This is a genomic window from Sphingorhabdus wooponensis, assembly GCF_003933235.1.
Taxonomy (GTDB): Bacteria; Pseudomonadota; Alphaproteobacteria; order Sphingomonadales; family Sphingomonadaceae; genus Sphingorhabdus_B; species Sphingorhabdus_B wooponensis.
The window spans coordinates 1,077,179-1,093,214 of record NZ_RWJI01000001.1; the positions used below are offsets into that span (position 1 = coordinate 1,077,179).

The 16,036-nt window shown below is 54.3% G+C and carries 15 protein-coding genes; 6 read left to right on the top strand and 9 right to left on the bottom strand.

The window, feature by feature from the left end:
* Positions 1-173 precede the first annotated feature (173 nt).
* From D7D48_RS05375 to glmM, 3 genes are read right to left on the bottom strand one after another with little or no spacing between them, the layout of a single operon-like run.
* Complete coding sequence (locus D7D48_RS05375; protein WP_125230890.1) at positions 174-755, bottom strand: ribonuclease HII; 582 nt, start codon at positions 753-755, stop codon at positions 174-176.
* Entirely contained in the window at positions 752-1,894 is a 1,143-nt protein-coding gene (gene thiD, locus D7D48_RS05380) for a bifunctional hydroxymethylpyrimidine kinase/phosphomethylpyrimidine kinase (protein ID WP_125230309.1), read from the bottom strand. Before thiD ends, D7D48_RS05375 begins: the two co-directional genes overlap by 4 nt.
* The gene (glmM, locus tag D7D48_RS05385) at positions 1,894-3,234 is read right to left on the bottom strand and encodes a phosphoglucosamine mutase (protein ID WP_125230310.1); all 1,341 of its coding nucleotides are present in this window, start codon (positions 3,232-3,234) and stop codon (positions 1,894-1,896) included. The genes thiD and glmM overlap by 1 nt, the downstream gene beginning before the upstream one ends.
* Positions 3,235-3,330: 96 nt before the next feature.
* Here glmM and D7D48_RS05390 point away from each other — a divergent pair, with 96 nt between their 5' ends.
* Both D7D48_RS05390 and D7D48_RS05395 read left to right on the top strand, forming a co-directional pair.
* A complete protein-coding gene (locus tag D7D48_RS05390; protein ID WP_125230311.1) occupies positions 3,331-4,575 on the top strand; it encodes a dicarboxylate/amino acid:cation symporter in 1,245 nt (414 codons plus the stop codon).
* Positions 4,562-5,557: an aldo/keto reductase gene (locus tag D7D48_RS05395; RefSeq protein WP_125230312.1), complete on the top strand. Its 996-nt coding sequence runs from the start codon at positions 4,562-4,564 to the stop codon at positions 5,555-5,557. Before D7D48_RS05390 ends, D7D48_RS05395 begins: the two co-directional genes overlap by 14 nt.
* Here D7D48_RS05395 and D7D48_RS05400 read toward each other — a convergent pair.
* Genes D7D48_RS05400 through D7D48_RS05415 form a run of 4 tightly spaced genes read right to left on the bottom strand, consistent with a single transcriptional unit; the run spans position 5,554 to position 10,554 of the window.
* Positions 5,554-6,231: an NnrU family protein gene (locus tag D7D48_RS05400; protein ID WP_245964342.1), complete on the bottom strand. Its 678-nt coding sequence runs from the start codon at positions 6,229-6,231 to the stop codon at positions 5,554-5,556. The two genes, D7D48_RS05395 and D7D48_RS05400, sit on opposite strands and share 4 nt — an antisense overlap.
* Positions 6,232-6,280: 49 nt before the next feature.
* On the bottom strand, positions 6,281-7,573 hold the full coding sequence (locus tag D7D48_RS05405) for an amidohydrolase family protein (protein ID WP_125230313.1): 1,293 nt from the start codon (positions 7,571-7,573) through the stop codon (positions 6,281-6,283).
* Complete coding sequence (locus tag D7D48_RS05410) at positions 7,570-8,973, bottom strand: amidohydrolase (protein ID WP_125230314.1); 1,404 nt, start codon at positions 8,971-8,973, stop codon at positions 7,570-7,572. The genes D7D48_RS05405 and D7D48_RS05410 overlap by 4 nt, the downstream gene beginning before the upstream one ends.
* 48 nt (positions 8,974-9,021) lie before the next feature.
* Positions 9,022-10,554: a peptide MFS transporter gene (locus D7D48_RS05415; RefSeq protein ID WP_125230315.1), complete on the bottom strand. Its 1,533-nt coding sequence runs from the start codon at positions 10,552-10,554 to the stop codon at positions 9,022-9,024.
* A gap of 132 nt (positions 10,555-10,686) precedes the next feature.
* On the opposite strand from D7D48_RS05415, the gene D7D48_RS05420 reads away from it, so the two are divergent.
* Both D7D48_RS05420 and D7D48_RS05425 read left to right on the top strand, forming a co-directional pair.
* Entirely contained in the window at positions 10,687-11,256 is a 570-nt protein-coding gene (locus D7D48_RS05420; RefSeq protein WP_125230316.1) for a nitroreductase family protein, read from the top strand.
* Positions 11,257-11,313: 57 nt separating this feature from the next.
* Positions 11,314-11,655, top strand: a complete 342-nt coding sequence (locus tag D7D48_RS05425; protein ID WP_125230317.1) for a GntR family transcriptional regulator — start codon at positions 11,314-11,316, stop codon at positions 11,653-11,655.
* Positions 11,656-11,674: 19 nt separating this feature from the next.
* Here D7D48_RS05425 and D7D48_RS05430 read toward each other — a convergent pair whose 3' ends face one another.
* Positions 11,675-13,090, bottom strand: a complete 1,416-nt coding sequence (locus D7D48_RS05430) for a helix-turn-helix domain-containing protein (protein WP_125230318.1) — start codon at positions 13,088-13,090, stop codon at positions 11,675-11,677.
* A gap of 148 nt (positions 13,091-13,238) precedes the next feature.
* Between D7D48_RS05430 and D7D48_RS05435 the strand changes: the two genes are divergently transcribed.
* Positions 13,239-14,840: an isocitrate lyase gene (locus tag D7D48_RS05435; protein ID WP_125230319.1), complete on the top strand. Its 1,602-nt coding sequence runs from the start codon at positions 13,239-13,241 to the stop codon at positions 14,838-14,840.
* 12 nt (positions 14,841-14,852) lie between these two features.
* Complete coding sequence (locus D7D48_RS10510) at positions 14,853-15,011, top strand: hypothetical protein (RefSeq protein ID WP_185739786.1); 159 nt, start codon at positions 14,853-14,855, stop codon at positions 15,009-15,011.
* A 100-nt stretch (positions 15,012-15,111) separates the two neighbouring features.
* Here the strand turns inward: D7D48_RS10510 and D7D48_RS05440 are convergent, their stop codons facing one another.
* Positions 15,112-15,897, bottom strand: coding sequence for a 3-hydroxybutyrate dehydrogenase (locus tag D7D48_RS05440; protein ID WP_125230320.1), 786 nt, complete (start codon positions 15,895-15,897; stop codon positions 15,112-15,114).
* Positions 15,898-16,036: the final 139 nt, after the last annotated feature.

Sequence of the window (16,036 nt, forward strand, 5' to 3'; positions counted from 1 at the left end):
AGCGCGGCTCTCGGGTCAAGGTTGTTGATGCCACGGGATTCCTTGGATTAATGGGCGTAAAGCATAGATATATGCGGAACGAAACGAGTCCGACACAATATGTGGAGTCTTGCGAATCTCGGCAGACTCAACCCCTAGTGGTGTTACCCGAAGGACTCACTGCCAAAAAAAAGTTACAGCAAAAGCAATTGTGCAACCGGCGCGAAGCTTTTCCGGTGCAAAGGCGTGGGACCATGCGCCCGCAAAGCAGCCATATGGTCTGGCGTGCCATAGCCTTTGTTCTTTTCCCAACCATAATGCACATGCTGCTGCGCCGCTGCACACATCAACCGGTCCCGATGTTCTTTGGCGATGATGGACGCTGCCGAAATGCAAGGTTCTATGGCGTCACCACCTACTAACGCGCGTGCCGGCCAGCGCCATTCGGGACGGCGACCCGCGGGGGTCATATTGCCGTCGATCAATACCTCATTAGGGTCGCTACCAAGTTTTGCGCACAGGGCATCTACAGCCAGCGTCATGGCCAGCATTGTCGCGCCGAATATGTTCAGGCGGTCAATATCCTCAACCTCGACAACGCCTATCGCCCATTGGCAACGGCGTTTTATGGTAGTTTCCAACTCCGCACGCCGCGCAGCGGATAGTTTTTTGCTATCGTCCAACCCAGATGGACGCGGCTTGGACAATAACACGGCCGCAGCGACCACTGGTCCCGCAAGCGGCCCACGGCCCGCCTCGTCAACGCCGAAAATCATATCCGCCACGCAGAGTAGCGCCGGTTCTCACCCGCTTTGTAAAGGCAGACAATATTGCCCGCAGGATCTAACAACCGTGCCTCACGCCAGCCCCAGCTTTCATCCTGTGGCAGCTGCTCAAACGCAAAGCCTTGGCTGGCCAGCGCGGTTACCCACGCATCGAGGCGCTTGCTTTCAAAATATATTATGGTCGATGCCGCCACATCATCGCTTTGATGAATGGAAAAGGTTACGCCATTGGGCGCCTCAAATCGCGCATAACCGTTGGATGGGCTATCCACAATGCGCTGAAGCCCAAGCGCCATATAGAAATTGACGGACGCCGCATAATCGCGACACCCCATGGTCACATGGTTGAGCGACGGGCCAGCGACCATCGCGTCCTCCCGCACCGATTGATGCCCCATCGGGCCATGGCCGTGGCCGAGGCCGGGCGCGTCACGCAGCGCAAGCCGCACGAACAAGCGCGCGCGCTCTATGGCAGGAACAATCTCCATCCCCTGCCCCAGTCCCGTTGCGATGGCCGACGCCAATGTGCACCCTGTGCCATGTGTGTTATGCGTATTTATGCGTGCGTCGCTCCAGCTTTCATGTTGCCCCGGCGCGAGATGCAGCGTGTCTATGATATCATCCCCGTCCGCATGGCCGCCCTTGATAAGCAAGGGAATCCGACGCCCAAGCAAAGCATCTTTACCACCCAAAGCCTCCAACTCCGGAAGATTGGGTGTTGTCAGCGTGGCAATCCCCATCAGCCGTTCAAACGCAGATATGGTATCCGGATCCGCCAGCACGGCCCCGCTCGTTGCAACCATGACTGGGTCGAATATGATTGGGCATGATAGCTCGGCAAGACTGTCTGCCACCGCATGCGCGGTCGCAGCATTGCCAATCATCCCGATTTTGACCGCATCAACACCAATGTCGCTGACAACCGCATTGATCTGGTCAATCACCATTTGAGTTGGCACCATATGCACCGCGTCAACACCTAGCGTATTTTGAGCGGTAATCGCGGTCACCGCCGTCATCGCATGGCCACCCAGCATGGTCACCGTTTTGATGTCCGCCTGAATTCCCGCGCCGCCACCACTATCTGAACCGGCGATAATCAAGATGCGAGCGGGCGCGCCTTTCGTCATCAGGATGCAGCAATCCTGACCGCGTCGCAGATGCTATCGACAATACGCTCAACCTGCGCCGCATCATCCCCCTCCGCCATCACGCGGATAACTGGCTCAGTACCCGACGGGCGGATCACCAAGCGGCCATTGCCCGTCAACTCAGCCTCAGCCGAAGCAATTACGGCCTGAACATCCGGATTATCTAGCGGCTTGCCGCCGGAAAAACGCACATTTTTGAGCAATTGCGGAACTGGATCGAACAAGTGCAGTACTTCACTTGCCGGTTTCCCGCTTTCGACAAGCTGAGACAGCACTTGCAAGGCAGCAATGGTACCATCGCCCGTCGTCGCGTGATCCAACATGATCATATGGCCCGATTGCTCTCCGCCGACATTGATGCCGTGCTTGCGCATTTCTTCCAGGACATAGCGATCGCCGACTTTCGCACGAATAAGGCGTAAATCCTGTTTTTGCAGATATCGTTCTAGGCCCAAATTCGACATCACCGTCGCGACAATTCCGCCCCCCGTCAGTTGGCCACTGCGGTTCATGGCGCCGCCAAGCAATGCCATGATCTGGTCTCCGTCAACGATGCGACCATGTTCGTCTACAACAATCAAGCGATCTGCATCGCCATCAAGCGCAATGCCAATGTCGGCGCCCGCTGCGACCACGGTTTCCTGCAATGTCACCACATGTGTTGAGCCGACCTTGTGATTGATATTCTTACCATTGGGATCAATACCAATGGACGTAACTTTTGCGCCCAATTCCCAAATCGCGGTTGGCGCGACTTGATAGGCCGCACCATTGGCGCAATCGAGCACCACATGCAGACCATCGAAGCGGATATGTTCCGGCACGGATGCCTTTACCGCATGAATATAGCGGCCCCGGCTGTCTTCAATGCGCCGCGCACGCCCCACATCAGCTGCGTCCGCCAATGCAAGCGGCGTATCCAGTAATGCCTCAATCGCAAGTTCGTCCGCGTCCGATAGTTTAAAACCATCGGGGCCAAATAGCTTGATACCATTATCTTCATACGGGTTATGACTGGCCGAAATCATCACGCCTAAATCCGCGCGCATCGAACGCGTGAGCAACGCTACGGCTGGTGTCGGTATTGGGCCAAACTGAACCACATCCATGCCAACGCTGGTAAAACCCGCAACCAACGCGTTCTCAATCATATAGCCGGACAATCTTGTGTCTTTGCCAATTACAACCCGATGCTTATGTCCACCGCGCAGGAAATGCGTGCCCGCCGCTTGGCCGACCTTCATCGCCATTTCCGGGGTCATGGAGCCTGCGTTGCTGCGTCCTCTAATACCGTCTGTGCCAAAATATTTGCGCGCCATGTGCGTCCCTACCCTTATGCGGTCGTTATTTGATTTTTTCGTGCCGCGAAGCCTCTCCCTTGCATAGGGAGCGACAGGCTGGCAAGACCCGATGCTATGTCTAACGCTACACGTATACTCCTCGCCTTGGTCCTTGGGCTTGCTCTTGGGATTTTCGCCGCCGCGCAAGTGCCTGCCATTGGTACGCAAATTGCCTATTGGCTCGATATTGTCGGCACCTTGTGGCTTAATGGCCTTCGGATGACCGTGGTGCCGCTGGTGGTGGCGCTACTGATTACCGGTATCGTCAAAAGCGCTGAGGCGGCCCGCGCCGGCCCTATGGCTGCGCGAACAGTCACGTGGATTGTCATCATGATGGGTCTCTCGGCGGCGATGGGCGCTCTATTGACACCATCATTGCTATCCATCTGGCCAATGCCATCGGAAAGTGCTGCGGCCTTGCGTGCTGCTCTTACGGGTGTTCCTGCGGTGGCGGAGCAACCACCTTTGCGTGATTTTATTGTAGCACTTGTGCCGACCAATCCGATAGCCGCAGCAGCCAATGATTCGATTCTGCCTCTTCTGATTTTCACTTTGGTATTCGCCTTTGCGGTCACACGTCTTGCGCAAGGCCCAAGAGAGCAAATGGCTGGATTTTTCAGCGCACTTGCTGACGCCATGGTCCTTGTCATTGAATGGGTGTTAAAACTCGCACCAATTGGCGTATTCGCGCTGGCATTTGTCGTTGGCGCACGTTCCGGCCTCGCGGCACTGGGTGCCGTAGCCCATTATATCGTTACCGTTTCCATCGTCGGCATTATCGTTGGCGGCTTCGCCTATCTGGTGGCTGTCTTTGCTGGCAAGGTGCGTTTTACAGACTATGCGCGGCAAATCGCGCCAGTTCAGGCCTTTGCGGTTTCCACCCAATCCTCACTCGCCAGCTTACCGCTCATGTTGAAAAAGGCCGAGGCGCTTGGCGTAAGGGAATCAACTGCTGGCTTAGTTCTGCCCATGGCCGTCGCCTTATTGCGCGTGACCGGGCCAGCGATGAACTTGGCGGTTGCACTGTATGTTGCCAACTGGTTTGGCGTGGAACTCAGCTACTTCGATTATGGGTTTGCAATCTTCATCGCGGCATTGACCTCTATGGGCGCGGTCAGCCTGCCCGGATCGGTTAGCTTCGTGACATCCATCGCACCCATCTGCTTGGCGCTTGGTATTCCAATTGAGCCATTGGCGCTGTTGATTGCAGTCGAAACATTGCCCGATATCTTCCGTACCACTGGGAATGTGCAAATGGATGTGGCGCTTGCTACTGCCATAGAGGCATCTGAAAAGGACAAAGCTGATGCAATATCGTGAACTTGGTCATGGGTTAAAAGTATCCGCACTGGGTGTTGGCTGCATGCCCATGATCAAGGGCGGCAACATCGTTTATGGCGAAGATGCAGACCCCGATGAGGCTATCAAAACGATCCACCGCGCGATTGACCTTGGCATCAACTTTTTCGACACCGCACAAATTTATGGCCCATTCCAGAATGAGGAATTGGTCGGCCAAGCGATTAAAGGCAAACGCGACGGCCTCATCATCGCCAGTAAATTTGGCTTCAAATTTGACAATGGGAACATCGTCGGCGTCGACGGTTCAGCAACAAATGCCAAGACTGCGGTTGAAGGCACTTTGAAACGTCTCGGCATTGATTGCCTCGACCTATATTACCAGCATCGTGTTGACCCCAATATACCCATTGAAGAAACTGTTGGCGCGATGGCTGATCTGATCACCGAAGGTAAAATCAAGCATATCGGCCTGTCCGAAGCGGGGCCAGCAACGCTTCGCCGCGCCGCTGCTGTTGCACCGATTTCCGCGCTGCAAAGCGAATATTCACTGTGGGAACGTGATATTGAGGATGAAATCCTACCGACTTGCCGTGCATTAGGCATTGGCTTTGTTCCCTACTCGCCGCTCGGCCGCGGCTTTCTTACCGGTGCTTTCAGAAGCCTTGACGCACTGCCCGATAACGATTGGCGGCGGCAGGATCCGCGCTTTCAAGGCGACAATTTCGCCGCGAACCTCGCGATTGTGGATGCTGTAGGTGAAATTGCCGGAAAGCATAACGCATCACACGCACAAATCGCGCTGGCATGGATATTGGCGCAAGGCCAAGATATCGTGCCGATCCCCGGTTTCAAACGCCGTGTAACGATGGAAGACAGCGCAAAAGCGAGCGACATTGCGCTTGATGCGAGTGATCTTGCCAAATTGGATGCCGCAGCCCCGCGCGGTGGCACATCGGGTCCACGTTATGGCGAACGGGGTATGAAGATGGTTCGGCTTTAAAGGTCGAACCAGCGGAACAGGCCAGCGCCGCCCACGTCCCAAAATGGGTGCGCCCATGTGGCGATGATCCAGATCAAAATGCCTGCGCCCCATGGACCGATACCCGCACGCAACAAGGCGACAGGACGGACAAAAAAATGCGTGCGGCGCAGCCACTTTGCCCACTGACCGCCCATCAAGTTACGCTTCTTGATTTCTTGGGCCTTGGAACCAGCCAAAGCCAAGAAAACGATGCTCCCTGAGAAGATGAAATTGTCGATGCGCGGTGCAACAAGAATATGGCCCACACCCCATAAAGCAAAACCCCACATCATGGGATGACGTGTTGCCTTAAATACGCCCGATGGTGATTGTGCGGCTAGCGCGTCGGGCACGCCAGGAAGCGAGGGGTTGCGGATGAACGAACCTGCAAACAGCACCGCCGCTATCAGCGTAAGCACACTCGCGGCCACCCAGACGATATCACCCACCGGCCAAAGACCGTCGGCTTTTGGCGCACGCCCAAAGGCGATAATCATCCACGCGAACGTAATGAGCGAAATGGCAGAATAGACCACCATAAATCCGTTCGCGCCAAACCGACGGACCAGTGATGTGCGTAACGGATGCGACATCAGAAAATGACTACCAACGAACGACAGGCTCGCTGCTATCAATGCTAGATAATCATCCAAAATGCCACACCCTCCCCACGCAACATGCTGTAATTATAGCATAATTTTATCAGCGATCATATGCCTTTGGTAAATCCCCTTCTGTAGGACGCGCATAACGGTCCCGCAGGCGGTTTTGACGATTGGTAAGCGGTTGTTCGATACCGTCGATGATGACCGTAGTGGCTGCACTGGAAAGCTCGAGCGGGTCGCCATCCCAGAGCACTACATCCGCGGCCCGACCCGCTTTCAAGCTGCCAAGACGATCGCCAACGCCCATGATATCGGCAGGAACCGAACTGATCGCAGCAAAAGCTTCATCCCAGGTTAGACCCGTTGCACCGGGCACATATTGAAGGCTCACAATATTACCCGCATATTGGGTTGTGTACCGCAATTGGTGCGAATCCCGATCATTGATCATACCAATGGCGACCTGAACGCCGGCGTCCTTCATACGGCCAACATTGCTTTGTGTCGCACCCAGCATTTCAAATGTTGCCGGAAGATCATTGAGTGCCGATGCGATAACCGGAATGCCGGCTTTTGCGAGTTCGTGGGCGACCCGCCAACCTTCGCTCACGCCTACAAACACCATTTTAATTGTAGGAAAATCGCGCTTTAACTCCATAAGCCGGAGCATGTCATTTGCCCCTTCCACATGGATGAGCAAACGGGTTTCACCGCGAAGGACGGACAACAAAGCCTTCGCATCCTCAGCCTTCAACAAATCATCATCAAACGTGCCACGGCCAGCGGCATAATCTTGGGCCTCACGCAACATGGCGCGGAAGTGCAGATGCGTTCCCGCACGACTTCCCCCCGCAGATGCAGCACCCTCTTCCCCGAACTCGGCAAATTGGAACGCACGGGCTTTGGTAACTGGGTTACTATCTGCGCCAAGGTCCGCAATTGCGCCTTGGCCTGCAAAGATATTGTCCCCAGCCTCAGGCGCTACAACAGCGCGTGTTACGCCCGATGAGCGATTTACAGCAAAAGGCGACCGAAACGGATCAATGGCAGGCGCAACGTCGATAGCGGCTGAAAACCCACTGCGTCCGCCGCTCTTGTCATTGGTACCGTTGACCGCATCGACTTCAGCTAGGCCAAGCCGCGAGAAACCGGCAAATACACCCGGTGTCACCCATTTGCCTGTCGCGTCAATCTGACGTGCGCCCGATGGTATGACGACAGTTGTACCGGCGGCAACGATTTTGCCGTCACGGATAAGTACAGTGCCCCCTTCGATTGGCGCGCTGCCATCCCCGACCACAACCCGGCCGCCTGTAATGGCGATGGTTTCGGCGGCAACAGGCGTTGCAAATGTTGCTAAAGCAGCGGCGGTATAGAGGAAATGCCTCATTTTACATCTCCTTCACCTGGTTGGCCGAGTTCAAAATCGCTGACCGGACGTATTTTGGGGTTGCTTGCGTCAAACATTAAAGCACCATCAATCCAGACCTTGTCTGGACGGGCGTAGACGCTCAACGGATTACCGTTCCACAAAACGACATCGGCCATCTTGCCCGCTTTCAAGCTGCCTGTTTTGTTCGATATGCCTAACGCCTTGGCAGGGTTGTAAGTGAGCCATTTGATAACTTCGGCATCGCTGATGTTGAAACCCATGCGACGGCCATCGGCTTGCGCCTTTGCCGCTTCTTGGTTCAAACGCTGGATCTGGTTTTCGTCGTCGGAATGGATGATCACGCAAGCGCCGGTATTATGCAGGATCGCGGCGTTTTCAGGAATGGCGTCATACGCCTCCATCTTAAAGCCCCACCAATCTGCCCACACGGCGGAGCATACCCCATTGTCGCGGAGTAAATCAGCGATTTTGTAGCTTTCTACCGCATGGTGGAATGTTGATACCTTATAGCCAAATTCCTTGGCCATATCGAGGACAAGCGCCATTTCGTCGGCACGATAGCAGTGGTTCTGGATTGAGATGTCACCATCCAACACACCAGCCAATGTTTCCATACCAATGTCGCGGGTAAATTCTTTGCCGCTGTCGCGCCTTTTCTTATATTCTTGCGCTTTGATCCATGTCTGCCGGTTCACGGCGATATTGCCCATGCGCGTTGATGGCATCCGCCCCTTGCTGCCGTAAACCCGCTTCGGGTTTTCACCGCAGGCCATTTTCATGCCATAAGGTGCGTCAGGAAACTTCATGCCCTGTACGGTGCGTGCGTAAACGTTTTTCAGGACAACAGAGCGCCCGCCCATGAGGTTGGCCGAACCCGGCAATACTTGCAGCGCCGTAACACCGCCATTGGCAAGCGCGCGACTGAAACCTGGATCTTGCGGCCATACGCTATGCTCGGCCCAGACTTCGGGCGTTGTGGGCGATGTGGCTTCATTGCCGTCGCTATGCGCCTCAACGGATGGCGTGGGATAGTCACCCAAATGGGAGTGAATATCGATGATGCCGGGCGTTACAAACTTGCCCTTACCATCGACCACATTCACACCTGCTGGAATGATCGTATCTGCACCACCAACGCTGCTAATCTTGCCGCCGGTCATGAACACCACGCCATTATCAATCTTGCCGCCTTCGCCATCATATATGGTGACGTTACGAATGGCCGTCGCGACACTGGGATAAGCCTTATATGTTGACGGAAACGGCACTGGGGCCTTTTCCGCTGGCTTCACCGCAGGGGTTGCGGAAACGGTTTTGGGGCCTTCGGCGTTGGAACACGCCATCAAGGCCAGTGGCAGCACCAGATATGCGCTGCGCAATGTATTCGAAATTGCCATTGTCTAACTCCGATTTGTTAAGTGAACGCCAAAAGCAGATGCATCTGCTTAGGCATGTCCGTCCGATGGCGCATCGTCACGCAAAGTGTCGAGGTGCATAAGCTTCTTGATAAGTGGCGAGATGACCACGACTGCCAAGCCGACGCCAATCGCAATCCAACCAATTTGGCTGTAGACGGCCATGACGACTTCGCGCCCCGCACCTTCTCCAGATGCCGCTTCTGAACCAGTTGCCGAAGCAATCAAGCCCGCGACAAAGTTCCCAGTGGCCGATGCAAAAAACCATGTTCCCATGATCAAGGATGCGAGATGTGCCGGCGCAAGCCGGTTCATCGCGCTGAGGCCAACTGGCGACAGGCACAATTCGCCAGTTGTGTGGAACAAATAGATCAGGAAGATGAACAAGACGGGGACCATGCTGTCTGCACCTGCCGCGGCAGAACCCGCCACAAGGACAAGAAAGCCGATGCCCAGCTGAACTATGCCAAGACCGAACTTTGCCGCAGCAGATGGTTCAAGTCCCTTGCGACCAAGCGATGTCCAAAGCCATGCGAACAAGGGAGCAAGCATAACAATGTAGATGGCATTTAAGGACTGAAATACCGATGCAGGAACGCCAGCGCGATCCACATGACGGTCCGTGAACAAGTTTAACGACGAACCAGCCTGTTCAAACAAGGCCCAGAAAAGGATTGAACCGATGATAAGGAACATCGCTGCAAAAATCCGGTCGCGATCATGTGGCTCAAGTTTCCGCACCGCCGTCCATAAAACATATGACACGAGGATAGCACCAACTACGCCAAGCAAAGTGCCGACGACAGCTTGATTTTGCACCAACCACCAGCAAATGACGACAGCAACAAGGCCGACAAGATACAGCAGCCACTCTAACTTGATGCCCAAAACTGGCTTATTCAAAGCCTCTGGGTTCAAAGGCTCACCACGCCCCAATAGCAATGGTTTGAATACAACAAACACAATAAGGCCGAGCAACATGCCTACGCCCGCTGCGCCAAAACCATAAGACCAGCCATAGGTTTCGCCGAGATAGCCGCAAAGCAATGCGCCAAGCGCAGCGCCGAGGTTAATGCCCATATAGAAGATAGTATAGGCTCCGTCGCGACGCACATCAGTACGTGGATAAAGCTGCCCGACGATAACCGAGATATTCGCCTTCAAAAAGCCCGAACCCACGATGATAAACGCCAAAGCGAGCCAGAAGATGCTCAGCGACGCCGCATCTTGGCCGCCAGAACCTTCAAAGCCCATGAGAAAATGCCCGAAGGTCAGCAGAACAGCGCCATAGGTCACGGCCTTTCTCTGCCCAAGATAGCGATCTGCAAGATAGCCGCCGAGTACGGGGGTGATATACACCAACGCCGTATAAGCACCGTAGATGACGCCGGAATCCTCATCCGAAAACAACCAGTGCTTAGTCAGATAGAAAATCAGCAGCGCGCGCATTCCGTAATAGGAAAAACGCTCCCACATCTCGGCAAAGAATAATACAAAAAGACCTTTGGGATGACCAAGGAATGTCCCTGCTGCATCTCCATCTTGCGCATATGATGTTGCCATCGTGCGAACCCCTCATCTTTATTTTGTTTAAAATCCCATTGCATGGGACTATTGCGCCGGAACCTACCGAAAAAAATGCGCGTGTGAAGAATTATATTGCCGAAGGGAGCGAATTTCGTCGAAGGGTGCGGAATGTTCAACGATCTTTCTTCTGTCACCGCCTATCTGGAAACCCGCCGTTCCGGCAAGCCACGCGATATGGTTGCGCCAGGCCCCGATAGCGCGCAGCTTGACCGAATCCTTCAAACGGCCATGCGCACGCCCGACCATGGGAAGTTATTCCCGTGGCGTTTTGTTGAAGTCATCGACCGCTCTGCCTTTGCCGATTTATTGAAAAAGGCATTCTGCGACGCCAACCCAGATGCCCGTCCAGTGCAAATCGAAGCGGCGATTGCCCCAGCGCATATGGCCCCTACCCTCATCTTGCTGCTCTTTGCACCTCAACCAAGCTTGAAAATTCCGCTGTGGGAACAGGAGATGAGCGTGGGCGCTGTGGGTATGAATTTACTGCACGCGGCGCATGCCCACGGCTTTGTCGGTAGCTGGATCACAGGCTGGGCAAGCTACGATCCGATTGTGCAAGCCGCCATTTGTCAGGGCGATGAGAAAATAGCAGGCCTATTCTTCATCGGAACACCAGCGCTCGCGCTTGAAGAGCGTCCGCGCCCCGTTCCAAGCGACATCATTCGCCAGTGGCCATGACTGCATAGATTTACCCATGCTTGACGCGCCCTACTGTATTATGGCAGTAAGCATGTAATGAAAAATGATGTAAAACCAGTCTATCTAAAATTGCGCGACGTAATCGCTGCGGCGATACTCGACGGCAAATATAAAGAGGGCGAAATGCTGCCCTCCGTTCGCGCATTTGCCGCCATTCAGTGCGCGAATCCCCTGACAGTGGCGAAGGCTTATCAGTTATTTCAAGATAGCGGCTTGGTTGACGTAAAACGCGGCGTTGGTTTGTTTGTAGCCCGCGGAGCCACCGCAAAGTTGCGCAGTTTTGAACGCGACAATTTCGTTCAAAATGTCTGGCCCGACGTAAAGGCACAAATGCAACGCGCAGGCATTGATCCGGCAGAGCTGCTCGCTCTGACCTAGATACTATCGGCAGTGGGCTTCATGCCAGCTGATCAAAGGTAAAAGGCGACATACCTCTTTCACGTTCATTGAACACCAGCACGCGGCCAGTTGGCGGTGCGCTTCTTTGGGGACATTCTGGTCGCGTGCATGCTGAACAGCCAAGGCCGATGGCCGTCGCCACACCATTTTTCAGGTCCATACCGCGCGCAGTGGCCAATGGTACGGCAAGCTTTGCATCTAAGCCAAGACAAATCGCAAACTCGGCCTCCACGCCACCGCTGACCGCGGTTTGCGGGTGCACGGCGCGGGACAAAGTGAACCAGCGACTGCCGTCTTCTAATTCCACCAAATGTGGCAATAGTGTCCCGGGCCGCGCAAATACATTATGCACATGCCATAAGGGACAACGCCGGTCGGTCGCCACCAATGGCGATGCGCTTGCGCCCGCATAACGCTTGCTGCTTTGCCCCGCCTTATCAATGCGCAACATGAAAAAGGGCAAACCGCGTTGGCCAACGCGCTGCAATGTCGTCAGGCGGTGGGCGATCTGTTCAAAGCCTGCGCCAAAACGTCGCTGCAAAAGCATGATGTCATAGCCTGTGGCTTCGCAAGCCCTCAGAAAACGCGCATAAGGCATCATCACGGCGGCCGCGAAATAGCTGCTCAAATGGCGACGATACAGCCGTTCGGCCGCCCGTTCCGTGAAAGATGCTCCTGCAACCAATGCATCAATCTCCGTCTTTGCCTCTAACATACCAAGCTGCAAAGCGGCGGCGAAGGTGCGACTTGCGGGGTCAAGCAATTCGGACAATTGTAACTGCCGTGCGTGCAGGTCGAGACGACGGAGCCTGTCCGGCATGACGTCAAACGGCAGTATCCTTATGGACAGCTGATGCTTGACGCGCAGCCGTTCGGTAATCGCCCCATACAGATCCGCATTGGCGAGCCTTAGTTCATCGGCAAGAGCCTCAGCCTGCGAGTCCAAATCTGCAAAATGGTTACGCCAGCGTTCAATTTCACGCCGTGCCGATGCTATAGCTTCCGGCTCAATCGGCACGCCGCCCGCTGCTGTACTGGCACCGCCGTGTGAACCACCTGAAAGACGGTCAAACGCGCGCGCAAAAGCCTCGGCCGCATCTGGACTGGCCGCGATCCATTCTTCGACCTGCGCCCGGTCAACCGCTAAATCTGCGAACATAGGATCGCTGAGCCGACGCCGAATAGCGTCAACGCCGCCACCCGGCGTTGCCCCCGTTAAGGTACGCGGATCAAAGTCATAAGACTGCGCCAGTTTCAATAACAAGGTCGCCGTCAGCGGCCGCTGATTGCGTTCAATCAAATTGAGATAGGACGGCGAAATCGCCAGCGTATCAGCCATCGCCCCTTGGGTTAGGCCATAAGCGCGGCGGATCCTGCGCACTGCATGCCCCGCAAATAATTTTTCTTCAGCCATCGCACAACTGTCAATAATATTACAAAGTTACAAAAAAATCATAATGATTTACGACGACAACACAACAAATATTACAAAATTGACTGGGCTTTCGCACGCAAAGGTCAGAAGAACGAGGGATAGATACCCACGAACGAAGGAACAGAACATGTCATATCAGACACTGATAGCCACCAACAGCGCGGAAATCGCCGCGCATAACGGAACGTGGGATTCCATTAGCGCTGAATCTGTCGCGCGTATGCAATTGCAAAACCGTTTTCAGACTGGTCTCGATATCGCCCGCTACACCGCCAAGATTATGCGCGACGATATGGCGGCCTATGACGCAGACCCCGCGCAATATACGCAATCATTGGGTTGCTGGCACGGGTTCATCGCACAGCAAAAGATGATCTCCATCAAAAAACATTTCGGTACGACCAAGAAGCGCTATCTTTATCTGTCAGGTTGGATGATCGCTGCATTGCGGAGCGAATTTGGCCCCCTGCCCGACCAATCTATGCATGAAAAGACAAGCGTCCCTGAGCTTATCGAAGAGCTTTACACATTTTTGCGTCAAGCCGACAGCCGCGAACTCAACCTCCTCTTCCGCGACCTTGATGATGCGCGTGCGCAGAATGACACCGCGCGGGCTTCCGCCATCATGGACAAAATCGAAACCCATGAAACCCATGTTGTGCCTATCATCGCCGATATCGACGCTGGGTTCGGCAATGCAGAAGCCACATATTTGCTGGCGAAGAAGATGATTGAAGCGGGCGCTTGTGCGCTCCAAATCGAAAACCAAGTTTCAGATGAAAAGCAATGCGGCCACCAAGACGGCAAAGTGACTGTACCGCATGAGGATTTCCTTCAGAAAATCCGCGCTTGCCGTTACGCGTTTCTCGAACTCGGCGTGCCAGACGGCATCATTGTTGCGCGCACCGACTCGCTCGGCGCTGGCCTAACCAAGCAAATCGCCGTTTCAACTGCTGAAGGTGACTTGGGCGATTTGTATAACAGCTTCCTCGATTGTGAAGAAATTGATCCCGCCACGGCGCAAAATGGCGATGTCATTTTGAACCGCAACGGCAAGTTGTTGCGTCCAAAGCGTTTGCCGTCCAACCTTTTCCAATTCCGCTCTGGCACTGGCGAAGACCGCTGCGTCCTCGATTGCATTACGTCGCTTCAAAATGGTGCAGATCTCATTTGGATTGAAACTGAAAAGCCGCACATCGAACAGATTGCTGGTATGGTTGACCGTATTCGTGAAGTCGTTCCCAATGCAAAGCTGGCCTATAACAACTCGCCAAGCTTCAACTGGACACTAAATTTCCGTCAGCAAGTGTTTGATACTTGGTCTGCCGATGGCAAAGACGTGTCCGCATATGAGCGCGCCAACCTGATGAGCGCAAGCTATGACGAAACGCCTTTAGGTGTTGAGGCAGATGTTCGCATCCAGAACTTCCAGCGCGATTCTGCTAAGCGTGCAGGCATTTTCCACCACCTCATCACGTTGCCAACCTACCACACAGCGGCATTGAGCACGGACAATCTCGCGAAGGATTATTTCGGCGAAATGGGCATGTTGGGTTATGTTGCAGGCGTTCAGCGCAAGGAAATCCGTCAGGGCATCGCTTGCGTCAAACACCAGAACATGTCGGGTTCCGACATTGGTGATGATCATAAGGAATATTTTGCCGGTGAAGCTGCGTTGAAGGCGGGCGGCAAAGACAATACCATGAATCAGTTCAACCAAGCTGCATAAGGAGCAATCGATATGGCTGAGCCCGCACGCGCACGCGCCGTTCTTTCTACTGAGGATCTTACGCTCCTACGGCAGGCATTGGTGCATTATCTTGAGGTTATTCAGGACAAGCCTGAATCAGTCAAATTCGCACGGCTGTATCACCGCCTTGGCAGTGCCGGCGGCAAATAGAGCAGCTAATGCATTAGAGTTTTCCTGGGGAGGAAAAGCAACTGACCGCCGGCAGCAATGCCGGCGGTTTTTTTAGGGCTACAGGACCAAATATTCGCAGCTATTGCGCGGTCCATCCACCATCGACCGACAGGTTTGTGCCGGTAATTGCGCTCGCCTCATCGCGGCACAAAAACACCGCAAGCGCAGCCAATTGCTCCACCTGGACAAATTTTTTCTGCGGTTGATTGGCCAGCAGCACATCATTGATTACCTGATCCCGCGTGAGACCGCGTGCCTTCATGGTATCGGGGATTTGGTTTTCGACCAACGATGTCCAGACATAACCCGGGCAGATATTATTAACCGTTATGCCCTCTGTCGCCACTTCCAACGCAACCGTCTTGGTAAAGCCCGCAAGGCCATGCTTTGCCGCATTATAGGCCGATTTGAAAGGCGATGCGACCAAGCTGTGCATCGACCCTGTGTTGATAATACGCCCCCAGCCCTTGGCCTTCATCGCGGGCAAGGCGGCCTTTGTCGTGTGGAAGGCCGAAGACAGGATGATGGATAAAATCGCATCCCATTTATCCTCCGGAAATTCGTCAACCGGTGCAACATGCTGTATTCCCGCATTATTGATCAAAATATCAGGCGATCCCAATAGGTTGGTGCATTCAGAGACCATAGCACGGATGCTGTCGGGTACAGTCATGTCGGCCGCGGAATAATGCGCCTTTCCGCCGCTCACCTTGCTGAGTTCGGCAACATAGCTTTGTATCAGATCGGCATCGCCGAACCCGTTTATCATCACATTTGCACCTTGCGCCGCCAGCGCACGGGCATAGCCCAATCCGATGCCGGAGGTTGAACCAGTTATCAGTGCTGTTTTGCCTTTGAGGAACATCAGAATATGCCTTTGCATTTGGGATGACCTTATCTTGCGCAATGCTCGGCCAAACGCAATGTTCCATATGGATAATGTACAGCAGCACAACCAAGGGCCAGACGCCGTGTAGCCACAATCCAAATAGATGCAATTATGC

What these genes read in the sequence shown, in the direction of transcription:
- D7D48_RS05435 (WP_125230319.1), top strand. Translation starts at nt 13,239, where the DNA reads ATGTCATATCAGACACTGATAGCCACCAACAGCGCGGAAATCGCCGCG.
- D7D48_RS05430 (WP_125230318.1), bottom strand. Translation starts at nt 13,090, where the DNA reads ATGGCTGAAGAAAAATTATTTGCGGGGCATGCAGTGCGCAGGATCCGC.
- D7D48_RS05420 (WP_125230316.1), top strand. Translation starts at nt 10,687, where the DNA reads ATGTTCAACGATCTTTCTTCTGTCACCGCCTATCTGGAAACCCGCCGT.
- D7D48_RS05440 (WP_125230320.1), bottom strand. Translation starts at nt 15,897, where the DNA reads ATGTTCCTCAAAGGCAAAACAGCACTGATAACTGGTTCAACCTCCGGC.
- D7D48_RS05395 (WP_125230312.1), top strand. Translation starts at nt 4,562, where the DNA reads ATGCAATATCGTGAACTTGGTCATGGGTTAAAAGTATCCGCACTGGGT.
- thiD (WP_125230309.1), bottom strand. Translation starts at nt 1,894, where the DNA reads ATGACGAAAGGCGCGCCCGCTCGCATCTTGATTATCGCCGGTTCAGAT.
- D7D48_RS05410 (WP_125230314.1), bottom strand. Translation starts at nt 8,973, where the DNA reads ATGGCAATTTCGAATACATTGCGCAGCGCATATCTGGTGCTGCCACTG.
- D7D48_RS10510 (WP_185739786.1), top strand. Translation starts at nt 14,853, where the DNA reads ATGGCTGAGCCCGCACGCGCACGCGCCGTTCTTTCTACTGAGGATCTT.
- D7D48_RS05425 (WP_125230317.1), top strand. Translation starts at nt 11,314, where the DNA reads ATGAAAAATGATGTAAAACCAGTCTATCTAAAATTGCGCGACGTAATC.
- D7D48_RS05375 (WP_125230890.1), bottom strand. Translation starts at nt 755, where the DNA reads ATGATTTTCGGCGTTGACGAGGCGGGCCGTGGGCCGCTTGCGGGACCA.
- D7D48_RS05390 (WP_125230311.1), top strand. Translation starts at nt 3,331, where the DNA reads ATGTCTAACGCTACACGTATACTCCTCGCCTTGGTCCTTGGGCTTGCT.
- glmM (WP_125230310.1), bottom strand. Translation starts at nt 3,234, where the DNA reads ATGGCGCGCAAATATTTTGGCACAGACGGTATTAGAGGACGCAGCAAC.
- D7D48_RS05405 (WP_125230313.1), bottom strand. Translation starts at nt 7,573, where the DNA reads ATGAGGCATTTCCTCTATACCGCCGCTGCTTTAGCAACATTTGCAACG.
- D7D48_RS05415 (WP_125230315.1), bottom strand. Translation starts at nt 10,554, where the DNA reads ATGGCAACATCATATGCGCAAGATGGAGATGCAGCAGGGACATTCCTT.